The sequence below is a fragment of the Clostridium paridis genome, from assembly GCF_016765615.1.
Lineage (GTDB): Bacteria > Bacillota > Clostridia > Clostridiales > Clostridiaceae > Clostridium_T > Clostridium_T paridis.
This window is the reverse complement of the sequence record NZ_JAESWA010000005.1, coordinates 32,890-51,293: the sequence shown is the minus strand read 5'-3', so window position 1 is coordinate 51,293 and position 18,404 is coordinate 32,890. Positions and strand designations below refer to the sequence as shown.

The 18,404-nt window shown below is 30.6% G+C and carries 21 protein-coding genes; 2 read left to right on the top strand and 19 right to left on the bottom strand.

Going from position 1 to position 18,404, the window contains the following annotated elements; genetic code table 11:
• Positions 1-368: 368 nt before the first annotated feature.
• The 13 genes from JK634_RS01370 to JK634_RS01310 form a co-directional block, all read right to left on the bottom strand.
• Positions 369-2,165 carry a helicase-related protein gene (locus JK634_RS01370; protein WP_202765855.1) on the bottom strand — a complete coding sequence of 599 codons (1,797 nt, stop codon included), beginning with the start codon at positions 2,163-2,165 and terminating at the stop codon, positions 369-371.
• Positions 2,166-2,658: 493 nt separating this feature from the next.
• A complete protein-coding gene (locus JK634_RS01365) occupies positions 2,659-3,189 on the bottom strand; it encodes an ECF transporter S component (RefSeq protein ID WP_202765843.1) in 531 nt (176 codons plus the stop codon).
• A gap of 120 nt (positions 3,190-3,309) precedes the next feature.
• Positions 3,310-3,654 (bottom strand): hypothetical protein, encoded by a 345-nt coding sequence (locus tag JK634_RS01360; protein ID WP_202765842.1) that lies wholly within the window; start codon positions 3,652-3,654, stop codon positions 3,310-3,312.
• Between the two features lie 43 nt (positions 3,655-3,697).
• Positions 3,698-4,492, bottom strand: a complete 795-nt coding sequence (locus JK634_RS01355; protein ID WP_202765841.1) for an ElyC/SanA/YdcF family protein — start codon at positions 4,490-4,492, stop codon at positions 3,698-3,700.
• A gap of 21 nt (positions 4,493-4,513) precedes the next feature.
• On the bottom strand, positions 4,514-5,254 hold the full coding sequence (locus JK634_RS01350) for an MBL fold metallo-hydrolase (protein ID WP_202765840.1): 741 nt from the start codon (positions 5,252-5,254) through the stop codon (positions 4,514-4,516).
• Between the two features lie 20 nt (positions 5,255-5,274).
• The gene (locus JK634_RS01345; RefSeq protein ID WP_202765839.1) at positions 5,275-6,072 is read right to left on the bottom strand and encodes a M55 family metallopeptidase; all 798 of its coding nucleotides are present in this window, start codon (positions 6,070-6,072) and stop codon (positions 5,275-5,277) included.
• 26 nt (positions 6,073-6,098) lie between these two features.
• Positions 6,099-6,653 carry a GNAT family N-acetyltransferase gene (locus JK634_RS01340; protein WP_202765838.1) on the bottom strand — a complete coding sequence of 185 codons (555 nt, stop codon included), beginning with the start codon at positions 6,651-6,653 and terminating at the stop codon, positions 6,099-6,101.
• A 19-nt stretch (positions 6,654-6,672) separates the two neighbouring features.
• A complete protein-coding gene (locus JK634_RS01335) occupies positions 6,673-7,230 on the bottom strand; it encodes an NUDIX hydrolase (protein ID WP_202765837.1) in 558 nt (185 codons plus the stop codon).
• Between the two features lie 108 nt (positions 7,231-7,338).
• Positions 7,339-7,641, bottom strand: coding sequence for a Dabb family protein (locus JK634_RS01330; protein ID WP_202765836.1), 303 nt, complete (start codon positions 7,639-7,641; stop codon positions 7,339-7,341).
• Between the two features lie 344 nt (positions 7,642-7,985).
• Complete coding sequence (locus JK634_RS01325; protein ID WP_202765835.1) at positions 7,986-9,050, bottom strand: acyltransferase family protein; 1,065 nt, start codon at positions 9,048-9,050, stop codon at positions 7,986-7,988.
• 120 nt (positions 9,051-9,170) lie between these two features.
• A complete protein-coding gene (locus JK634_RS01320) occupies positions 9,171-9,608 on the bottom strand; it encodes a hypothetical protein (RefSeq protein ID WP_202765834.1) in 438 nt (145 codons plus the stop codon).
• Between the two features lie 72 nt (positions 9,609-9,680).
• A complete protein-coding gene (locus JK634_RS01315; protein WP_202765833.1) occupies positions 9,681-10,517 on the bottom strand; it encodes a polysaccharide deacetylase family protein in 837 nt (278 codons plus the stop codon).
• Between the two features lie 44 nt (positions 10,518-10,561).
• Complete coding sequence (locus JK634_RS01310; RefSeq protein WP_202765832.1) at positions 10,562-10,906, bottom strand: winged helix-turn-helix transcriptional regulator; 345 nt, start codon at positions 10,904-10,906, stop codon at positions 10,562-10,564.
• Between the two features lie 127 nt (positions 10,907-11,033).
• On the opposite strand from JK634_RS01310, the gene JK634_RS01305 reads away from it, so the two are divergent.
• Positions 11,034-11,426, top strand: coding sequence for a pyridoxamine 5'-phosphate oxidase family protein (locus JK634_RS01305; RefSeq protein ID WP_202765831.1), 393 nt, complete (start codon positions 11,034-11,036; stop codon positions 11,424-11,426).
• 76 nt (positions 11,427-11,502) lie between these two features.
• Here the strand turns inward: JK634_RS01305 and JK634_RS01300 are convergent, their stop codons facing one another.
• From JK634_RS01300 to JK634_RS01290, 3 genes are all read right to left on the bottom strand, one after another.
• Complete coding sequence (locus JK634_RS01300) at positions 11,503-12,345, bottom strand: nucleotidyltransferase domain-containing protein (RefSeq protein WP_202765830.1); 843 nt, start codon at positions 12,343-12,345, stop codon at positions 11,503-11,505.
• A 45-nt stretch (positions 12,346-12,390) separates the two neighbouring features.
• On the bottom strand, positions 12,391-13,212 hold the full coding sequence (locus tag JK634_RS01295; RefSeq protein WP_202765829.1) for a MerR family transcriptional regulator: 822 nt from the start codon (positions 13,210-13,212) through the stop codon (positions 12,391-12,393).
• A 151-nt stretch (positions 13,213-13,363) separates the two neighbouring features.
• On the bottom strand, positions 13,364-14,011 hold the full coding sequence (locus tag JK634_RS01290) for a flavodoxin family protein (RefSeq protein WP_202765828.1): 648 nt from the start codon (positions 14,009-14,011) through the stop codon (positions 13,364-13,366).
• A 175-nt stretch (positions 14,012-14,186) separates the two neighbouring features.
• On the opposite strand from JK634_RS01290, the gene JK634_RS01285 reads away from it, so the two are divergent.
• The gene (locus tag JK634_RS01285) at positions 14,187-15,119 is read left to right on the top strand and encodes a metallophosphoesterase (RefSeq protein ID WP_202765827.1); all 933 of its coding nucleotides are present in this window, start codon (positions 14,187-14,189) and stop codon (positions 15,117-15,119) included.
• A 53-nt stretch (positions 15,120-15,172) separates the two neighbouring features.
• Here JK634_RS01285 and JK634_RS01280 read toward each other — a convergent pair whose 3' ends face one another.
• From JK634_RS01280 to JK634_RS01270, 3 genes are all read right to left on the bottom strand, one after another.
• Positions 15,173-16,519, bottom strand: coding sequence for a B12-binding domain-containing radical SAM protein (locus tag JK634_RS01280; protein ID WP_202765826.1), 1,347 nt, complete (start codon positions 16,517-16,519; stop codon positions 15,173-15,175).
• 89 nt (positions 16,520-16,608) lie between these two features.
• Positions 16,609-17,463, bottom strand: a complete 855-nt coding sequence (locus JK634_RS01275; protein WP_202765825.1) for an ABC transporter permease subunit — start codon at positions 17,461-17,463, stop codon at positions 16,609-16,611.
• Positions 17,460-18,368, bottom strand: a complete 909-nt coding sequence (locus JK634_RS01270; RefSeq protein ID WP_202765824.1) for an ABC transporter ATP-binding protein — start codon at positions 18,366-18,368, stop codon at positions 17,460-17,462. The genes JK634_RS01275 and JK634_RS01270 overlap by 4 nt, the downstream gene beginning before the upstream one ends.
• Positions 18,369-18,404 lie beyond the last annotated feature (36 nt).

Below are 18,404 nucleotides of genomic sequence, written 5' to 3'. Positions count from 1 at the left end.
ACACTAAAAAATCAAGCAACATTTATGCCAATGTTATACAAGTTATTAATTTATCAATAATTTCTTTTGAACACTTTATTCCACTATCGCTCTTTTATACTTATTTTAATATATCCATGGTTTGTTTTTCCAATATATTGAAAATATTCGAGGGGGGTTCTCATAATGTTAGTTATATTACTAACATAAGTGTTAAATCTTAAAGAATGCTCATATTAAAGGGGACATATCAATGAAGGTAACTATTAATATAGGTGCTTTGAAAGGAATAATTGGCTTATTAAGTTAATACTCTTTAAATAAAAGAACCAGCATAACAATTAAAAACTGTTATGCTGGTTCCCTGATTTATGAATGAATCTCTTAGTTTACAGACCCTCTTCAATCTTAATTATATAATTATCTTTATTTATATCACCTAAAAGTTTATTTATTCTATTACCTACTTTTATTCTTTCTTCTTTTATCCATTCATTATCAATTTCTATGTTGAAATTCTTACCAAAGGAATAATATATGCCAATTTTTTGATAATATATTTCCCAATCTGTTAGTTCATTTATAAAATTTCTAGGCTTACTTAGTTCTTTCTTTTTCCCTATAAATATTTCATCTATATAGTTTAAAAAGGTTACCATAAGCTCTCTTTCACTAACATCAAATGGAATCTTCATCAATTTCCACTCATCCATTTGAGATAACTTATAATATTTTATATTTTCTAGCTTAATAATATACTCGCTAATATCCATCTTTCTGTAGATCTTACCTTCTACATCTCTGATGCTCCAAAGTGCAAGTTTATCTTTAAGTGGAATATTTTTAATATTGATTATAGCTTCACTTGGACCTAAAACCACTTCCCAAATATCTTCATCTTTAGTTTCAATATTATATCTAATAAAATCTATGTTATCACCATATGCTGATACATACCCTTCATTATATATTCCCTTTCTTCCTGCTCTCCCTGCAATTTGCTTTATTTCCTGAGAAGTCAGATTTCTAACTTGATTACCATCAAATTTCCTTATATCCATAAATACAATTCTTTTTAACGGCAAGTTTACTCCCATTCCTATGGCATCAGTAGTTACAAGCACTTTATTATCTCCATCTATAAATGCCTTATATTGCTTTTTTCTAACTTCTGGAGGCAAATCTCCATAAATAACGCTAGCATTTACCCTATTATCTACTAAATACTTAGCTAACTCTAAAACCTTCTTCTTAGAAAATACTACTAAACCATCTCCAGCTTTAACGTTCTTAAGCTTAAATGATTTGTCTTCTACAATTAGTGGTATATCTCTTTTATATTCATAAAGTTCATATTCATCTCCACAGGATTTAATTATTTTTATTAATATATCTTTTGCATTTAATGCCCCACAAACATGAACCTCTCTGGCCTTTACTCCTAATATAGCTCTAGTCCAAGCAAATCCCCTAAAATCATCAGCAATCATTTGAATTTCATCTATCACTGCCAAATCATATTCTTCATCTATATTAAGTTTCTCAATAGTACAAGATAGATGGGTAGCTTCATCAATTATTTCTTCTTCCTCTCCAGTAACTAGATTAGTTTTGACTCCTTCAATATTTAATCTTGTGAAATTTTCCAAGGCTAAAATTCTAAGTGGCGAAAGATATACTCCTTTTGTAGAACTTTTCAACGATTGTAATGCATTATAGGTTTTACCAGTATTAGTTTCACCCAAATGCAAATAAAACTTTCTCTTTAATTTCCTAGTTTCTTTATATTCATCTTTAGGATCCTTAGGGAAAGCTTTATCAAATTCTCTTTCTAATATCCTCGGGATATGTTTAGTTAAAAGAACACTTAATATTCCTGACTTTATAAATCCATCATAATCTTCACTTACAGTCTTTTCAAAGCTAAAATCCGTTCCATTTTTCCTATTATAATCTTCTATTATCCTTTTTGACACATATTTATATATTTCCATGTAATCATAATATACATCTTTATAACCTCTAAAGCCGTTATCTTTCATTGATTTTAATTGCTTAATTTTTTTCCTTAAAGTAACTTCTTGTTCCATTAGACTATTATTATTTGAGTTTTTTACTAGTTCTTCTATATGAACAATTTGGTCTTTTAACCTTCTGAATTCCCTATCCTTACTTTTTTTCAAAATTAAGCCCCCTTTTACGCAAAATTAGTACTCTTCTTTAGTTATAGATGTACATCAAATTAATCAGATTCCTTTCAATAGTTTAGTTAGGTAGTTTACAATTGATGCTATACTCGTATTTCCTATAATATTACTATACACATTATAAGCCAATATAATTATGAATAGTGTTAAAAGAATATATATTATAATTAAGTATATTAACTCTCTCATGCTATTATATCTATTTTTAGCTTTATAGCTCCCCATAATAATCCCCCATAGATCTTTATTAATCATTACAATAAACCTATTATAAGTTTATTTATAACTCTTAACAAATTTGTATTTAATCTATTATGGGTTATCGTTAACCATTTATTGTCTGTTTGTACTTATTTCCTATAAAATCCTTTGTTTTTCTTTCATTATTAGTAATTATTAAGCAATAACAAAAAAGTCCAACTATAATATTGGACTTTTTTGTTATATTATTCTTAATATTAATTTGTGTACATTATAAATCATTTAATAAATTAATGCTACTTTTCTTTATTAATGGTCTTAGTACTATTGATACCGGTATAGTTATTATAATCGCAATTGATGTAGTAATTAATGAACTACCTAATCTCATAATTGCTCCGCCATATCCGTATAGAAATAGATTTAATATAAAATATCCACCTAATGATACCGCTCCTCCTAAAATAAATCCAACTACATTTATTAAATGATTGTTACCTTTTCTCCCCCCTGAAAAAGCAATAGCTCCTGCTAATAATCCTGTTAATCCTTTAATAATAAACGTAAATATTGATATGCTTGCATATGCTGGATCTAATAAATCAAAAAGTCCTGAGCCAATTCCTCCTGCGAGTCCCGCACCCTTCCCTAAAAAGATTGCTCCGATAAAAATAGCGGTGGTTCCTAAATGTATCATGGTCTTTCCACCTGGATAATAAATTGGAATATTAATATATGTGCCAACAAATACTAATGCTGCAAACATTCCTACTAAAACGATTCTTCTTGTTTTGCTTTTCATTAAAATACCCCCTTTTTATTAATATACATTATATTCCAATCAAGTATAAACGCAAATGTATGGATACAATTTTAGTAGTCTCTTATATTATAAAAAAAGATGAATCTTTCGATTCATCTTCTATCTTGTATGATCATATTCTGTATCAATACTTATGTCAAAGCTACCATCTTCATTGAAATTGTTAATCTTGACCAATATTTCTCTATTTTCCCCAGCGAATAATCTTTCATATATTTTGTATTCATGTTTATTTCCACTTTCATCTACGTGATACATTACTAAAGCAGTCTTCTCTTCTATACCTGAAGTATTTATACCTGTACTATTTCCAAACCCTGCAACAATTTTTTTAATTCTAGGATCTTTCCACTTATATCCCGCATATGTGAAATATAAATCCTTCACAACACTTTTTGTATTATTATCTACAAATACTCTGATTTCTCCAACCTTCAAAAACACTTTAACCCCTCCATCTTTACACCTTTGTATACTTAATTATATATCATCTAATATATTCTGCATATAAATCAGTTAACATTTCATATGCCCTATTAACTTCTTCTGGTATATCTACATGACCTATAAAGCCACTTCCTTTCGGGCCATATCCTTTTTCATCATCTCTTAACCTTGGTATTTCTCCCATAATAAGAGATATGAATCTCTCCATATCCCAAATCCCATAAATATTATTATCTACAAATTCAAGATTTCCTTGAGTTTCCCTTAATTGAGGTACAAAAGCTGCATAATTTATTAAAACTACCTCTTCACCTTTCCATGTTTCTTTAAAACATTCACAGGTTCTTAACTGCATTGTTGGGTCTTGCATTAGCAAAATAGTTTTAGGATTCAATCTCTTTCTTTTTAAAACTTCATAAGCTTCATCAGCATTAGCCCCGCAATTAGTTGATCTATTTTCAATAATTATCTTTTCTTCTTCAACTTCTTCATATTTAATAATTATATCCTTTAATATGTCTGCCTCTGCCCTATTTTCGCTGTGTATATCTTTATATTTTTCGCTGTTTTTTATATTGTTTACTAAATACTTAGTAGAATGCCCCACTCCCCCTACTATCATTATTTCATCTGCTAAATTATTTTTAAATGCTCTTGCACCCTCTTCTGCTATAAATGGAATCGCATTTCCTAAAATAATTAGTAAATCAACTTTTTTAATCCCATACTTTTTTATCAGTTCGTCAGCTGATAATTCCTCTATGTCTTTCGCAGCTAAAAACTTTATTATGGTATTAAATGCTTCGGCTATTTCTCTAACATCTTTACTGGACATACTTTCACCTTCCATTATTATTTAAGCTTCTAGAGATAATTCACTAATTCGTTCATTAACATTTTTTTCATAAAGCCCTCCATGATAGCATATCACTTTTTCAATATCATACTTTTTAAGTTTCTCCAATGATTTATCACTTAGATTTGTATCATAATTTATATTTGGAGATGCCTTAGATAAAACCCCATCATTCACAGTCAGCAAATCTCCTGCAATAAGAACCTTACTTTTTTTGATATATAAACAAATATGTCCTGGTGTATGACCTGGTGTATAGATTACTTCAGTACCTCCTGCAAATGTAAGTTCTTCTCCATCTTTTAACATTTCGTCTATCTTTACTTTACTTAATCCAAATCCTACCTTAAGTTTTTCATACATATCTTTCATCTCATTTGGTAATGAATTTAAATTTTTCTCTAATTTAGCTAATTTAACTGGAGTTTCATCTCCCTGAATATACTTTTTCTCTTCTTCATGGCATAAAACCTTTATTTCATTTTCCGAACTTTTAACAAAGCTTAAAGCATTTCCAACATGATCAATATCTTGGTGAGTAAGTATTATCGTATCTAATTTATTAACATCAATTCCTGCTGCTTCAATGGCTTCATTTATTTCCTTCATCTGACCTGGAAATCCAGTATCAACTAATATAACATTTTTTTCATCCCATAGTATTACTGGATTAATACTACTTTCTCTTCCCATAACATTTGCTTTTATTTCTAGCATCTCAATTCCATTTGCTATTTTCATTTAATTACCTCCATTTTCTCTTAAGCTACAAAGTGAAATAATCTTAATACTTCATAGTAATCATTTGTAGTAAATTCAATAGCCTTTGGGCTAATTAATTTTACTCCTGGGTAAAAAGAGTTTCTATATGCTGTTTCATGCTTCTGATATTCTATTTCGACCTTAAAGTCATTTGGTAAACTTACTTTACAAGAATTATAATCCTCTTTTAATGCTTTATTAACTAATGATTTAGTATCTTCTATTGACTTCTTCGGATGAATACTTATGGTACTTCCTCCTATACCTTCTTTAACAGCTAAAGTTTTAATATTTCCATTAGTTAAAATTACTTCTTCAATTAATCCTTTATCTCCACTGACAAAAACTACTGGAACATTATATAATGCAGCTGCATATGCATTAATTAAAAATTCACTTACATAATTATCATTTATTTTTATATGTGATATTGAAGTATTTAATGTATGTGCTAGGGGACTAGTCCCACTGCCTGCTTTTGAATGATATCCAATAAATAAAGCTGCATCGAAACTTCTATCTATTCCACTCACCATGCACATAGGATCCCCAGTCCAACCACTAGAAAGCTTTACATACTCGGGGAGTTCATTAATATCAATATTTCTAGCACTATCATGTGCATCCTTTACATATATTTCACTAGCTCCAGCTTCAAAAGCTCCTTCACATGCTGCCTTAACTTCTTTAGTCATTTGATTTGCAAATCTATCAAAATCACTATGATTTTTTTCTGTTTCACTCCAGCTTGTAACTCCTGTTATACCTTCGATATCTACACTTATATAAACTTTCATATTTTACCTTCCTTATGAAATCAAATTTATAATTCCTCTTTCAAAATAGAGTAGTATTTGCAGTCTACGAGTTCTCCCTTGCTGTTTTTATTTATCTTTCTTAAAACACCTTCATATTGCAAGCCGCATTTCTCCATAACTTTTCCCGATGCTATATTTTCTATTGCATGTCTTCCGGTTATTCTTTCAAAACCTACTTCATTAAATGCAAAATTAATTATTGCTTTAAAGGCTTCTGTCGCTATTCCCTGTCCCCATAATTTTCTACTTATACAATAACCAACTTCACAATTTTCATTGCGATTATCTATATTCATAAGACTCATAGATCCTATTACCTTACAAGTTTCCTTTAATTCTATTGCCCAGTTATAATTTTGATTATTACTATATTCATTTACCCAATTCTCTATAGTCCTTTTCGTAGTTTCTATAGTTTTATGAGTTGGCCAAGTTAAATACCTAGTAACCTCCTCATCAGATGCCCAATTATTATGCATATCTTCAGCATCCCATACCTTAAAAGGCCTAAGTCTCAACCTTTCAGTTTCTATTACCTTGGTCCCTACGTGATTTAACAAAACACACATCCCCCACTTTTTAAAGTAACTTAATCTTTGAAATTATTTTTGAATATACTTTTTTCATATGTGGTTCATTACTAGCATCCACTACCTCATCAAGTGGAATCCACTTAACGCCACTATTTTCATCTTCCTTAATTACTAGTTCCTCTTCTTCATCTGCTTCAAGTAGGAATGTTACTGATAAGTGCAGATGGGCAGACACATAATTACCATTTTTCACATGGCCTACTACAGGTAATATATCTATAGAAAATATTTCAGTAGTTATAGGATTAGCTATCCTTATTCCGGTTTCCTCTCTTGCTTCCCTTATAGCTACTGCTAATAGATCCTTCTCACCATCTGAATGTCCTCCTGTCCATCCCCAAGAATCATATATATTATGATAAATCATAAGAACCTTATCTCTTTCCTTATTTAATACAAAAGCTGAACTAGTCATATGGGCAATTTCATTCTCTCTTGTTAGGACATTTTCAAATGCATTTATATAATATAGCATCATTTCCTTGTCTTTTTTTTCTTGCTCATTATAAGGATTATATCTTTCGATATCATTTACCCAACTCATATTTTCCCCTTCTTTCTGGCTAGGTTAATAATTATTATAAATTCCTAAAGAGTAAAAAAACACTTATCGTTATATATTAAACGTAAGTGCTTTCTTGTAATATGTTTATTATACTTCGTAATCTGCCACAACTCTTTCACTTACAACACTTCTTACAAATCCAGCAACTTTTAAGTGTTCAGGATGATTTTGATAAACATCTAGTCCTTCTACTGTATCAAATTCTGAATAAAGCACTATATCAAAAGCTTGTGCAGTTTCATTTATGTTTATGCCTACTTCTATGGCTTTTAATGTATCTATTTTATTTATTAAGCTTTCTAATCCTTCTTTAATCACTTTAGCATTTTCTTCTTTACTTTTTCCTTCTGCAAACTCTTGTAGCTTCCACATTACTATATGTTTAATCATAAACTCACCTCTATATAAGATTATTTTATTGAATATTTTACCACACTTTAAACATTTTATATATATTCTTTATGTTAAATTAAAAGAGAAGGTAATAAAATATAACTATTCCCTTCTCTTTACTAACTTAAATATTATTTTACTTATAAAACTAATCTTTTTTATGTGTTTTCTTGCTATGTTTAGTACCCTTATTATTAGCCTTCTTTTCTTTTTGTTGTTGACTAGAGACAGATGCATCCTTTTTTTCTCCCATAACATTTTTTCCTCCTAGATAGTAAGTTTATATTATTATTTTCTTCAAAATAGGAATTATAATGTTATGAAATTTATAGTAAAATTTTTTATTTCTTTATTCCAAACAAAAATCTTGTAACAGATATTCTTTTTAAAATTTCATAAGCTAATATTGTTAGTAAAAAACTCCCTCCTATTATAGTAACCACTTGTACACTAATTGAAGATATATTCTTTAATGCATAATACCCTACTAATACTACAAATGATTGGTGGAAAACATAAAAAGGAAATGATGCCTTAGTGAAATAACTTGTAATTCCATTTGTAAAGTTTAAATAATGTTTTCCCATACCAAGAATTGCTAGAATGCCAATCCAAGATAAAAATCCTTCAAAAATATCGTATATAGTTCCATAAGAGCACTTTAATACATTATGAAATATCAAGTTCAAAGCTGTTAAGAGTATTAATGCTATAAATAACATCCATCTATTTTTTTCAAGTTTCTCTTGAACCCTATCTTCTGAAAGAATGAAATACCCGAGCATAAACAAAGCAAAATATTCACCTAAGCTCTTTCCACTTATATCTAAAACAAGTTTCATAATTAGAAAGATTATAAACATTGGAAGTATCTTTACTAAAGAAAACTTGTCTATCGGTATCTTTTTATTACTTTTTCGATATCTTATTATAATTGGTAGTGATATTAAAGAAATAACATACAAATACAAAATAAACCATAGATGTGCTGGTGTTAAACCTCCTGTATACCCGGTTAAATCATTTATTTTTGTTAAAAATAATATATATTGATGAAAATAGCCTCCACTATATCCGTTATGAAACTTTTCGGCATAAAAAGTTTGTATCGGAACTAATACTAAAATTCCGGATATTAATGGAATTAATAATTTTGATTTTCTTTCATCAATGTATTCCTTCGGAGATCTTTTGGTGAGTGCATAACAAGAACTCATTCCTGCTATAACGAATAATATAGGCATAAACCATGGAGATGTTATTTGTATAAATCCAGTAAGTAAAGGGATACCATCACTTTTCACATAGAAGTTCTCTCCAAAGTTATTATAAATCATACAAGTATGGAAAGGTATGAGAAGCAAGATGCTCATCCATCTAATATTATCTAAAAAATATTTTCTCATCGATTAATTCCTTTCATGCCATTATTATTTCAATTATATACCAAATTCCATTATTTTGAAACGTTCTTGAACCAAGCTATCTATATAAAAAGAAGATGCATTTACTTTGCATCTTCATAATTATTCCTTTAAGTTCCTTAATATTAATTCATCCTCATTTATATTATCAAGGCCCTTAGGTATCTTAGTATTAGGATCATCTGTAGTTCCTTCCATACTAGTGATTATTTTCTTTGCATCCTCTATATTTTTATCACTTACTTCTGCAACTACCTTGCAATTTATACTAGCTATCTCATCAAAGCCGCCCATTCCACTTGCCATAGGACTTGCTGCTGCAAGAGGAGAATTTGCCCCCTCCTCTCTATTACCTATTCCACCAGAAACAGCCTGTGATAAACTTGGTGTCTCATCTGAACCTACAAGACCACTTTGTGAATATGCATCATTCCTATGTTCATTTATATCTACGAATGCACCTTTAAACCCTGCATTTCTTAGCTTTTGAGCCGCTTCATTTGCTTTTTTTATGCTTTCAAAGTAACCTTCTATTTTCATTAGCCCACTTCCTTTATTAATTTATAAGCTTATCGCTTATTTTATTATCCCAAAGGAAGTAGAAATTTATCCTTAAATCTCTATAGTTGCGCCTGCTTCTATTTTAATAAATTTCTCTGAGTATTCAAACCAAACTGTTATACTTGATGGATTTTTTACTCTTTTACCATCAACGCTAAATTGTAATCTGTTATAAGCATCAATATAGTCATAAATCTCTATATTGGTTGCATACCAAATATCATTTCTATTTCCTACATACTTAGCAAAATCCTCGATTAAGTCCCAATTGTCATTAGCTTCAAATTCATAACTATGACCCCATAAATAAAATAAATATGGCCCTTGAGTTACTTTATCCTCAATAAACTTCTTTGTAATCACTTCAAAATCAGGTGCTGTATGATGACAGGTTGCAGATAACCTAAGCCAATCCCTAGGAATCTTGAAGTCTTTTGATGGAATTACAGTTCTTGCATATGCTAAACCACATAGTCTAAGTGCTTCTACCACATCATCACTAAAAGTACCATATGGATATGCCATTCCGCGTACAATTGTTCCAAATTGCTTTTCTAGATTCTCTCTATCTTTTATTATTTCATTTACAGCCATATGAACAGGTAATTGTTCAAGGAATGGATGTGTTAAAGAATGTACTGCAATCTCATGACCTGAATTCATAAAAGTTTCTTTAATTTGTTTTTCTGTCATCCTACGATGAACTTGTCCTTCTGGATAAACTGTTCCTTCTTCAGCATATATTCCGCTATTTAAGTTAAATGTTCCTTTTAACCCATACTTATTCATAATCTCAACTAGCTTTATATCTTGCTCAACTCCATCATCATAACTTAAGGTAAGTGCCTTTTTTCTACCTTCTGGAAACCTTAAAAAAATATTTGCCATAATACCTCTCCTTTACACACTCTTAATTAATTGCATAAGACATGTCACTCAATTTCTTTATTTTCAATGGATTTAATATACTTATCTCCCCAGATTCTAAACTGTTCTAGTACAGGCTTAAATTCATGTCCTAAATCTGTAAGTGAATACTCTACCTTCGGTGGTATTTCAGAATAAATATATCGGCTGACTAGTCCAAAGTCTTCAAGCATTCTCAATTGCTTTGTTAATGTAGCTTGTGTGATATCTCCAATTTTTCTTTGTAATTCTCCATAGCGAATGGCTCCTTCACTCAAATGATACATAATAAGAATCGACCATTTCCCTGAAAATACTTTCTGAGCTGTAGTATATGGGCACTTTCCAAAAAGACATTTTGAGTTTTCCATCTTCTCTCCCCTTCTAGTATCTTTTAGATACTAACATTATATAAAAATCGTACTTGTTATTTCGTTTGTACATGCTATTATTATTCCATAACTAATTTTAACACATATAAATAGGGGGAACAATAATATGGAAAAAGCATTAGAATTTTTAAAGGAATGTGGTACTTTTTACATCGCCACAACTGAAGGAGACCAACCAAGAGTTAGACCTTTTGGTGCTGTATTTGAACATGAAGGAAAGTTATACATTGTTACAAACAATACAAAAAAATGTTTTAATCAAATGTTAGAAAATCCTAAGGTTGAAATATCAGGTATGAGTAAAGGTAAATGGATTCGTTTGGCTGGAGAAGTTAAGCATGATGATAGACGTGAAGTTAAAGAGCTTGCGCTTGAAACTATCCCATCTTTAAAAAATATGTACAGCGTTGATGATGGAGTTTTTGCAGTTTTATACTTCACTAAAGGAACTGCTACTATTTACTCATTTAAAGGTGAACCTGAAACTTTTTCACTATAATATAGTTTTATTTTAGAATTTTTCTTATAGTAAAAAGGGATAGAAAAACCTATCCCTTTTCATATTTGAAAGAATGCTATATATTTTTCTTACATAGTTCTTCTACTTCTTTTATAATTCCTGATAATTGATCTATCAGGATTTCTATATCTTCTGGTTCAGATGTTAATGAGCAAAATATTTTTTCAACTCTACTCTCAAAGTTTTTAGGTATAATCTTAAAGGCACATACATTTGCTATTGCACCTTTTTCATTCATAATGTAAGTTTCATTTAGTGCATATATAACCTGAGTAAGGCATGAAATTGCACGATAAAAGCATCCAGAAGCATATACTATATCTTTTTTTGCTATACTTTTGCTAGCTATAGCACATGAAAAACCAGCTTCCCATAAAAACTTCTCCACTATTCCTCTTTTTATAGCTTGAGGGTATGGAGTAATCTTATCTTTTAGTTTAGCTATATTATTACTTTCATCTAAAAGTATTTTACAGTAGAAAACTTCTGCTACATAAATAGTGTTTACAAATCCATGAGGGTGACCAGCTTGATAATCAATTGTAATCTTACCATTTAAACATTCATCTATAACAGATGATACCTTGTTTAAATCTCTTAATAAAAAATCTACTGCTATTCCATCAACATTTAGCCATCCTCCACCATTTATCCACGGTCCCCATTCCCCAATTTTTGTTATGATATTTGAACGATTAGTATCATCTAATTCCGTAGCTATTCTACTTAAGCTCTCCAAATCTAATTTTGAGCTATCAGAATAATATATTCCAATATCTATATCTGATTTTTCTGAAAAACTCCCCTTTGCTCTTGATCCTCCAAGAACAATGCTCTCAATACCTCTCACGTTCTTTAGAGCATTCTTTATCTTATCAAGAATCATTTCATTTTCCAAAACAAAAACCTCCTGTTCATATTCATAGCTATTTAAATTTATAACTTATTTTTCAGCCACCCTATTCTTATAAAAAATTGTCATTACACTCTTAATATATTCTCTCTCTTCCTCAGATATCTTATAAACCTCTGGTTTTCTATCATCAGGTATAGAATTAAAGTTTTCCCATGACTTCTTCATTCCTTCTCGTATATCGGAATCATCTTGAATATAGCTATTATTTATGTCATATAATAATTGACCTACAGCTTGTGCTTCTTGACTTGCTGGATCTACTCCGCGTTCAACTATTCTTTTAAGCTCTGAACGAAAATGAGTATATTTGTCATTAAAGTTTTTCTGATTTTCTTCAGTCCATCCCCTCACTGCTAGTTTTTGTAATGCCTCTTTACTATAAGATTTCTTTGCTAAATCTCTCATATATTCACGTTGTTCAGTAGTTAAGTATTGGTTCATCCATATTGGTTTTAATTCCATTTGTACGGCTTCAATAACCTTTGTAATAGATTTATAGTCATACTTATTTACGTTAATTAATTTCTCTGTTTCTTCAATGGCACTAATCACTTTCTCTATCTGCATTTTTTTATCTTGCATCATCAGTTTCTGCTTTAAGAGTACTTTTTCAAACGCCTCTGGACTCTCTTTAATGAATAGTTTAACTTCTATTAATGAAAACCCTAGAAACTTCAATGCTAAAATATACTGTAGTCTTTCCAAATCTTTGTTTGTATACATTCGATAACCTAACTTATTATATTTCGATGGTTTTAATAATCCTATCTTGTCATAGTATCGCAATGTTCTAGTAGACACAGATGCCTCACTTGCAAATTCAGTAATACTATATTCACTCTGGTTCAAGCCATCCCCTCCTCTCTAACCACAATTATAACGGTTGACCTAATGTCAATCTGAATCTATAAATATTGTCATATTTAATCAATATATTAATATACATCCCAGATTTATTTATTTTCTATTTATTACTAAATAATTCTCCAGATTGCTACACTTAAGCATTTTCTGCAAGTCTTACTCCCATTTCAAAAGCTTCCTTACAATCAATAGGGAATTGTTCTGTTTTTTGCTTTGCCTTTGCTTCTTTTGAGAAAATTGAAGATTCATACTTATCATAATCAGTAAATTGATATGTGTCATAGCAGTATAAGAGTTCTAGTTGTCTTCCTAGCATTCTTTCAATATGCTTCTGGTGTGTCCTTAAGACTCCTTTAATTCCAGACTCATCACTTAGTTTTTCGTTTATATTCATAGTATAAATAAAACCTGCTTGAATTTTTCTTGGATAAACTGTTGGTATCTCAGCACTATATATACTATGAGAAAATAAAAAGCGTTCTAAAAGAGCTAGCATTGATGATGTAATATTCATATAGTAAATTGGAGAACCCAAAATAATAGCATCAGCTGTTTCTAACTTTTCAAGAACAGGTGTTAAATCATCTTTCATCGCGCATTTACCATGCACTCCATCTTTTCTTTTACATTCAAAACAACTAATACATCCCTTGTATTCTAAATCATATAAATTTATAAGTTCAGTTTCTGCTCCTTGAGACTCTGCTCCCTCAAGTGCTTTATTTAGCAAAGTCGCTGTATTCCAGTTTCTTCGTGGACTTCCGTTAATCGCAATAATTTTCATAATTATCCTACTCCTTTTCATTTTAGCCACAATGTACTAATATAATTATATAACTAACTATTATAAGTTTTAAAATATAACTTTAAATATATTATTATTTAAAAGGGTAGATTACTTATATAGTCAAATTGTTTTTATGTTAATACTAAATTATTAGTCATAAAAGAGGTGTGCTATGATATCAGAAAAGAAGCTTGCAAGAAAAAGGTTAACGGAAGCTTATAATAATGCTAAAATTGAATACTTTGATAACAGTTCTAAATATATATTTTTTAGTGACTGCCATAGAGGAGATTGTACACCATCTGATGAATTTGCAAAGAATCAAAATATCTTTCTATTCGCATTGGAATACTATTACAATAACGGATATACTTACGTAGAAGTTGGGGATGGAGATGAACTTTGGGAGCACTCTAATTTTAAACATATAAGACTTGCACATGATGAAGTATATAGCCAATTAAAAAAATTCTTTGATTCTGATAGATTTATTATGTTATATGGTAATCACAATATACAATTGCAATATAAAGATTTTGTGGAGAAGAATTTTTATAAATTCTACGACGATTATAATGAGGAAGATATAGAATTATTTCCTGGGATTACTCCACATGAAGCAGTAGTGTTTAAGCATAAAGATACTGGTCAAGAAATATTAACTGTTCATGGTCATCAAGGAGACAGAATGAATGATGAATTCTGGAAATTCACTTTGCTTACTGTTAGATATTTTTGGAGGTTTCTTCACTCCATTGGGTTTATAAATCCTGCGAGTCCTGTAAAAAGCGCTGAAAAGATTCATAAAATTGAACGTATTTATAGTAGTTGGATTGAAATGAACAAAATTATGATCATCTGTGGACATACTCATAGACCGCATTTCCCTAAAATTAATGAATTACCATATTTCAATGACGGGTCATGTGTTAGAGCAAGCGGAATACAGGGAATTGAAATATCTGATGGTAAAATAGCACTTATTGAATGGAGAATACGAACTGATTCATCAGGAGATCTCCATATTAAAAGAAGAATCTTAAGAGGTCCTGAACCAATCGAAACATTTGATTTAAGAGAAAATAAAACAAATGATTTAATATAAATGTAATCAAAAAACAGCAGTAATATTTATCCATATTACTGCTGTTTTTTAGCTTACTTTATTCTATAAGATAACCATCTAAAAAATCTTCCTATATTCCTAAATGAAACTACATCACAAATTAGTTCTGTAAACTTTCCAAACTTTCTATAAAATAAGTTAAATGCTAGAAAAGGAATCCATTGCTTTTTTGATTTTGGTAATCTTTTTATTATATTTTTAAAGGTGTACACCTCTTTATATATCCATAAATAGCCCTCATACAATTCTTCTGCAGTCATATTTTTAGGTTTGTACACTACATGTGCAGTATTATACTTAGATAAGTTAAAGTCTGTAATTCTATTCTGCTCTAACAATGTTGAGTATAACTTTGTACCAGGATATGGTGTAAGTATGTGTGAGGTCACTGTTTCAATCTTATTTTTAACTATCCATTCTAATGTATTCTTAAATACGGAAGTATCATCTTCATCTAATCCAAAAACAAAACTTGCATTTATCATTATTCCTCTTTTATGAATTTCATCCACAAGCTTCTCATATTTCTTCACACTATTTTGCACCTTGTGCACACTATCTATTGATTTACTATTTATACTTTCAAATCCTATAAATAAACTTTGACAACCAGATGCCTTCATTTCATCTAGCAGATCAGGCATGTCCACTATATTAGATGTAATAGCTGCATTCCACTTTAGTTTAAGTGGCTTTATTTTCACTAATAATTCTTTTGTCCATCTAGGATTTCCAATGAAATTATCATCAATAAACATTATGTGCCTTGTTTTTAATGCATTTATATCTCTAGTTACATCTTCTACTGGTCTATTAATATATGTTTTAAGAGACTTTGCGCAGCTATTATAACAGAAATCGCATTGAAATGGGCACCCTCTACTTGTACTGATTATATTAGTATATAAATATTTATTATTATCGATCATATCATATTTAGGTGATACTATTTCTTCTCCTGTGATATTCTCCATGTTGTAATATATCTTCTTAAGTGAATTATTTTCTTTATCCTTGAGGATTTTCTCCCAAACTCTCTCTGCCATTCCTACAGATATTGCATCAAAACTATTAATAGCACTCTCAGGATCTGCTGTAATATGTATACCTCCTGCAATTACAGTTACTCCACGCTTTCTAAACTCCTTTGATATCTCCACTGCTCTATTCATAACATCAACAGTTACAGTTATTGCTACCAAATCTACAGGTTCATCAAAGTTTATTCTTTCAACATTTTCATTTTCAATAATAACTTCATGCTCCTCAGGAGTTAGATTTGCTATTGTTAACAAAGCTAGTGAAGGTGACATTCTTGTTTTTAATTTTGTATCCATAGGTCTTGGTAACATTGCTGGTTGAATTAATTTAATCTTCATAACTTACCTCATAAAATAAATGCTGCTTATTCTTAACCCTTAGCAACAAACTCAAATTCGTCATTCACTACATTCATGTCCACTTCAAGTTAAGAAATATCTTTTAAGCTGAATTTTCTTATTGCCAGAAGAACTAATCCTGGAATGTATGCAAGTATATATATAATCATCCATATGCTTGGAGTTGTACTTGTCATTCCACCTACTGCCATAAAAGGATTCCTAATACTAATACCCTCAAACATTGATGAAAGCATTTGCCTGTATATTATATCAAATGGAGAAATCAAGCTTGAAATGATTCCTAAGTTCACAAGGCTTTGATTTTGTAACATCGATCCGATTACTTCCATGACTCCACCTATAAGTCCCAAGATATATATTGAAATAATAAATATTCCATTGCTTAACGTTTTAAATAAAGCGCTTCCAAGAATAGATAAGGATAGAATTGCTATTGGTTCAAGCGTAAAGAATAAAAGGCCCTTTATTATATTGAGAGGTTCTATTGTATTGACTATCGGAAGCTTAAACATTGTACTGATTAAAATTATGGCTACGAAGAGAAAAATCCCATATACTACTGCCAGAACTCCCAGCCCAATGTATTTTCCAAGTACATAACTAGAACGTTTAATTGGACGGGTTATTATGGAATGTATAACACCACTTTCAACTTCAGAAGAGATTGAACCTACAGAAACCATAATAGTGAGAAACGCTACAAGCATACTTGAAAAGTAGAAACCCAGGAAGGATATTATATTCGAAGCTACATCAATAGCATTTACTGTGTTTAATGTCCCAGATTTGGTAAGGTCTTCTACAGCAAAATGGGTGATTAGTCCGAATAAAGTAAGATAAACAAAAGTAAGGGCTGCTACAAGTATTAATATTTTTTTTCTTAAAGCTTCCTTGAAGGTCGCCGCTGCTATTGCAATCACTTCTTCTCACCGCCTTCTATTAAACTTATAAACACGTCTTCCAACGAGCCCTTCTTTGGTGAAAGCTCAAATAATTTTCCGCCGCCGTTAATGATTATTGATGCTATATGGGGTATGGCTGTATTGTCCTTAATCTCCATTTGTATTCTGTTATTTGAATAGTTAAGGCCACTGTCGAGATCTCTAAGTATATTTAAGACTTCTCTATTTAAGTCTTCCGCATGTATCTCAAGAATTAACTTACTTTGGAGTATATTATCCATTTTTCCATACTTAATTATAGAACCTTTTTTAATTATTGCTGCACTATCACAGACCGTCTCAACCTCACTGAGCAGATGGCTGTTAAGTAAAACTGTTTTACCGCTTGACTTTAAACTAGTCATTATTTCTCTTACTTCTTTCCTGCCTACAGGGTCAAGGGCAGAAGTAGGTTCATCTAAAAAAAGAAGATCAGGGTCTGGTAGAAGGGCACAAGCTAAGCCTATACGCTGTTGCATGCCCTTACTGTATGTGCCCACGCGATACTTCTCATGTCCTTTGAGCTTGACTAATTCTAGCACCTCTTCCATCCTCAATTCAGCATTCTTTTTGTCCAATTTATACAAGGAAGCATGAAAGGACAGTAGGTCTTTTCCTGTCATCCAATACTGGTATTTAAAGTTCTCTGGCAGATATCCTATTTTCTTTCTTACGTCTATATCTCCAACTGGCTTACCTAATACTAATGCCTTGCCACTGGTAGGGAACAAGAGCCCTACTAGCATTTTTATAAATGTGCTTTTACCTGCCCCATTAGGGCCGAGGAATCCAAAAATCTCACCTTGGTCTACAGATACTGTAATATCCTTGCAGCCAATTTTATCTCCATAATTCTTAGTCAGATTTTCAGTCTCTATTACCATTATTACACCTCATCTTTACAGTATTATTATTAATTG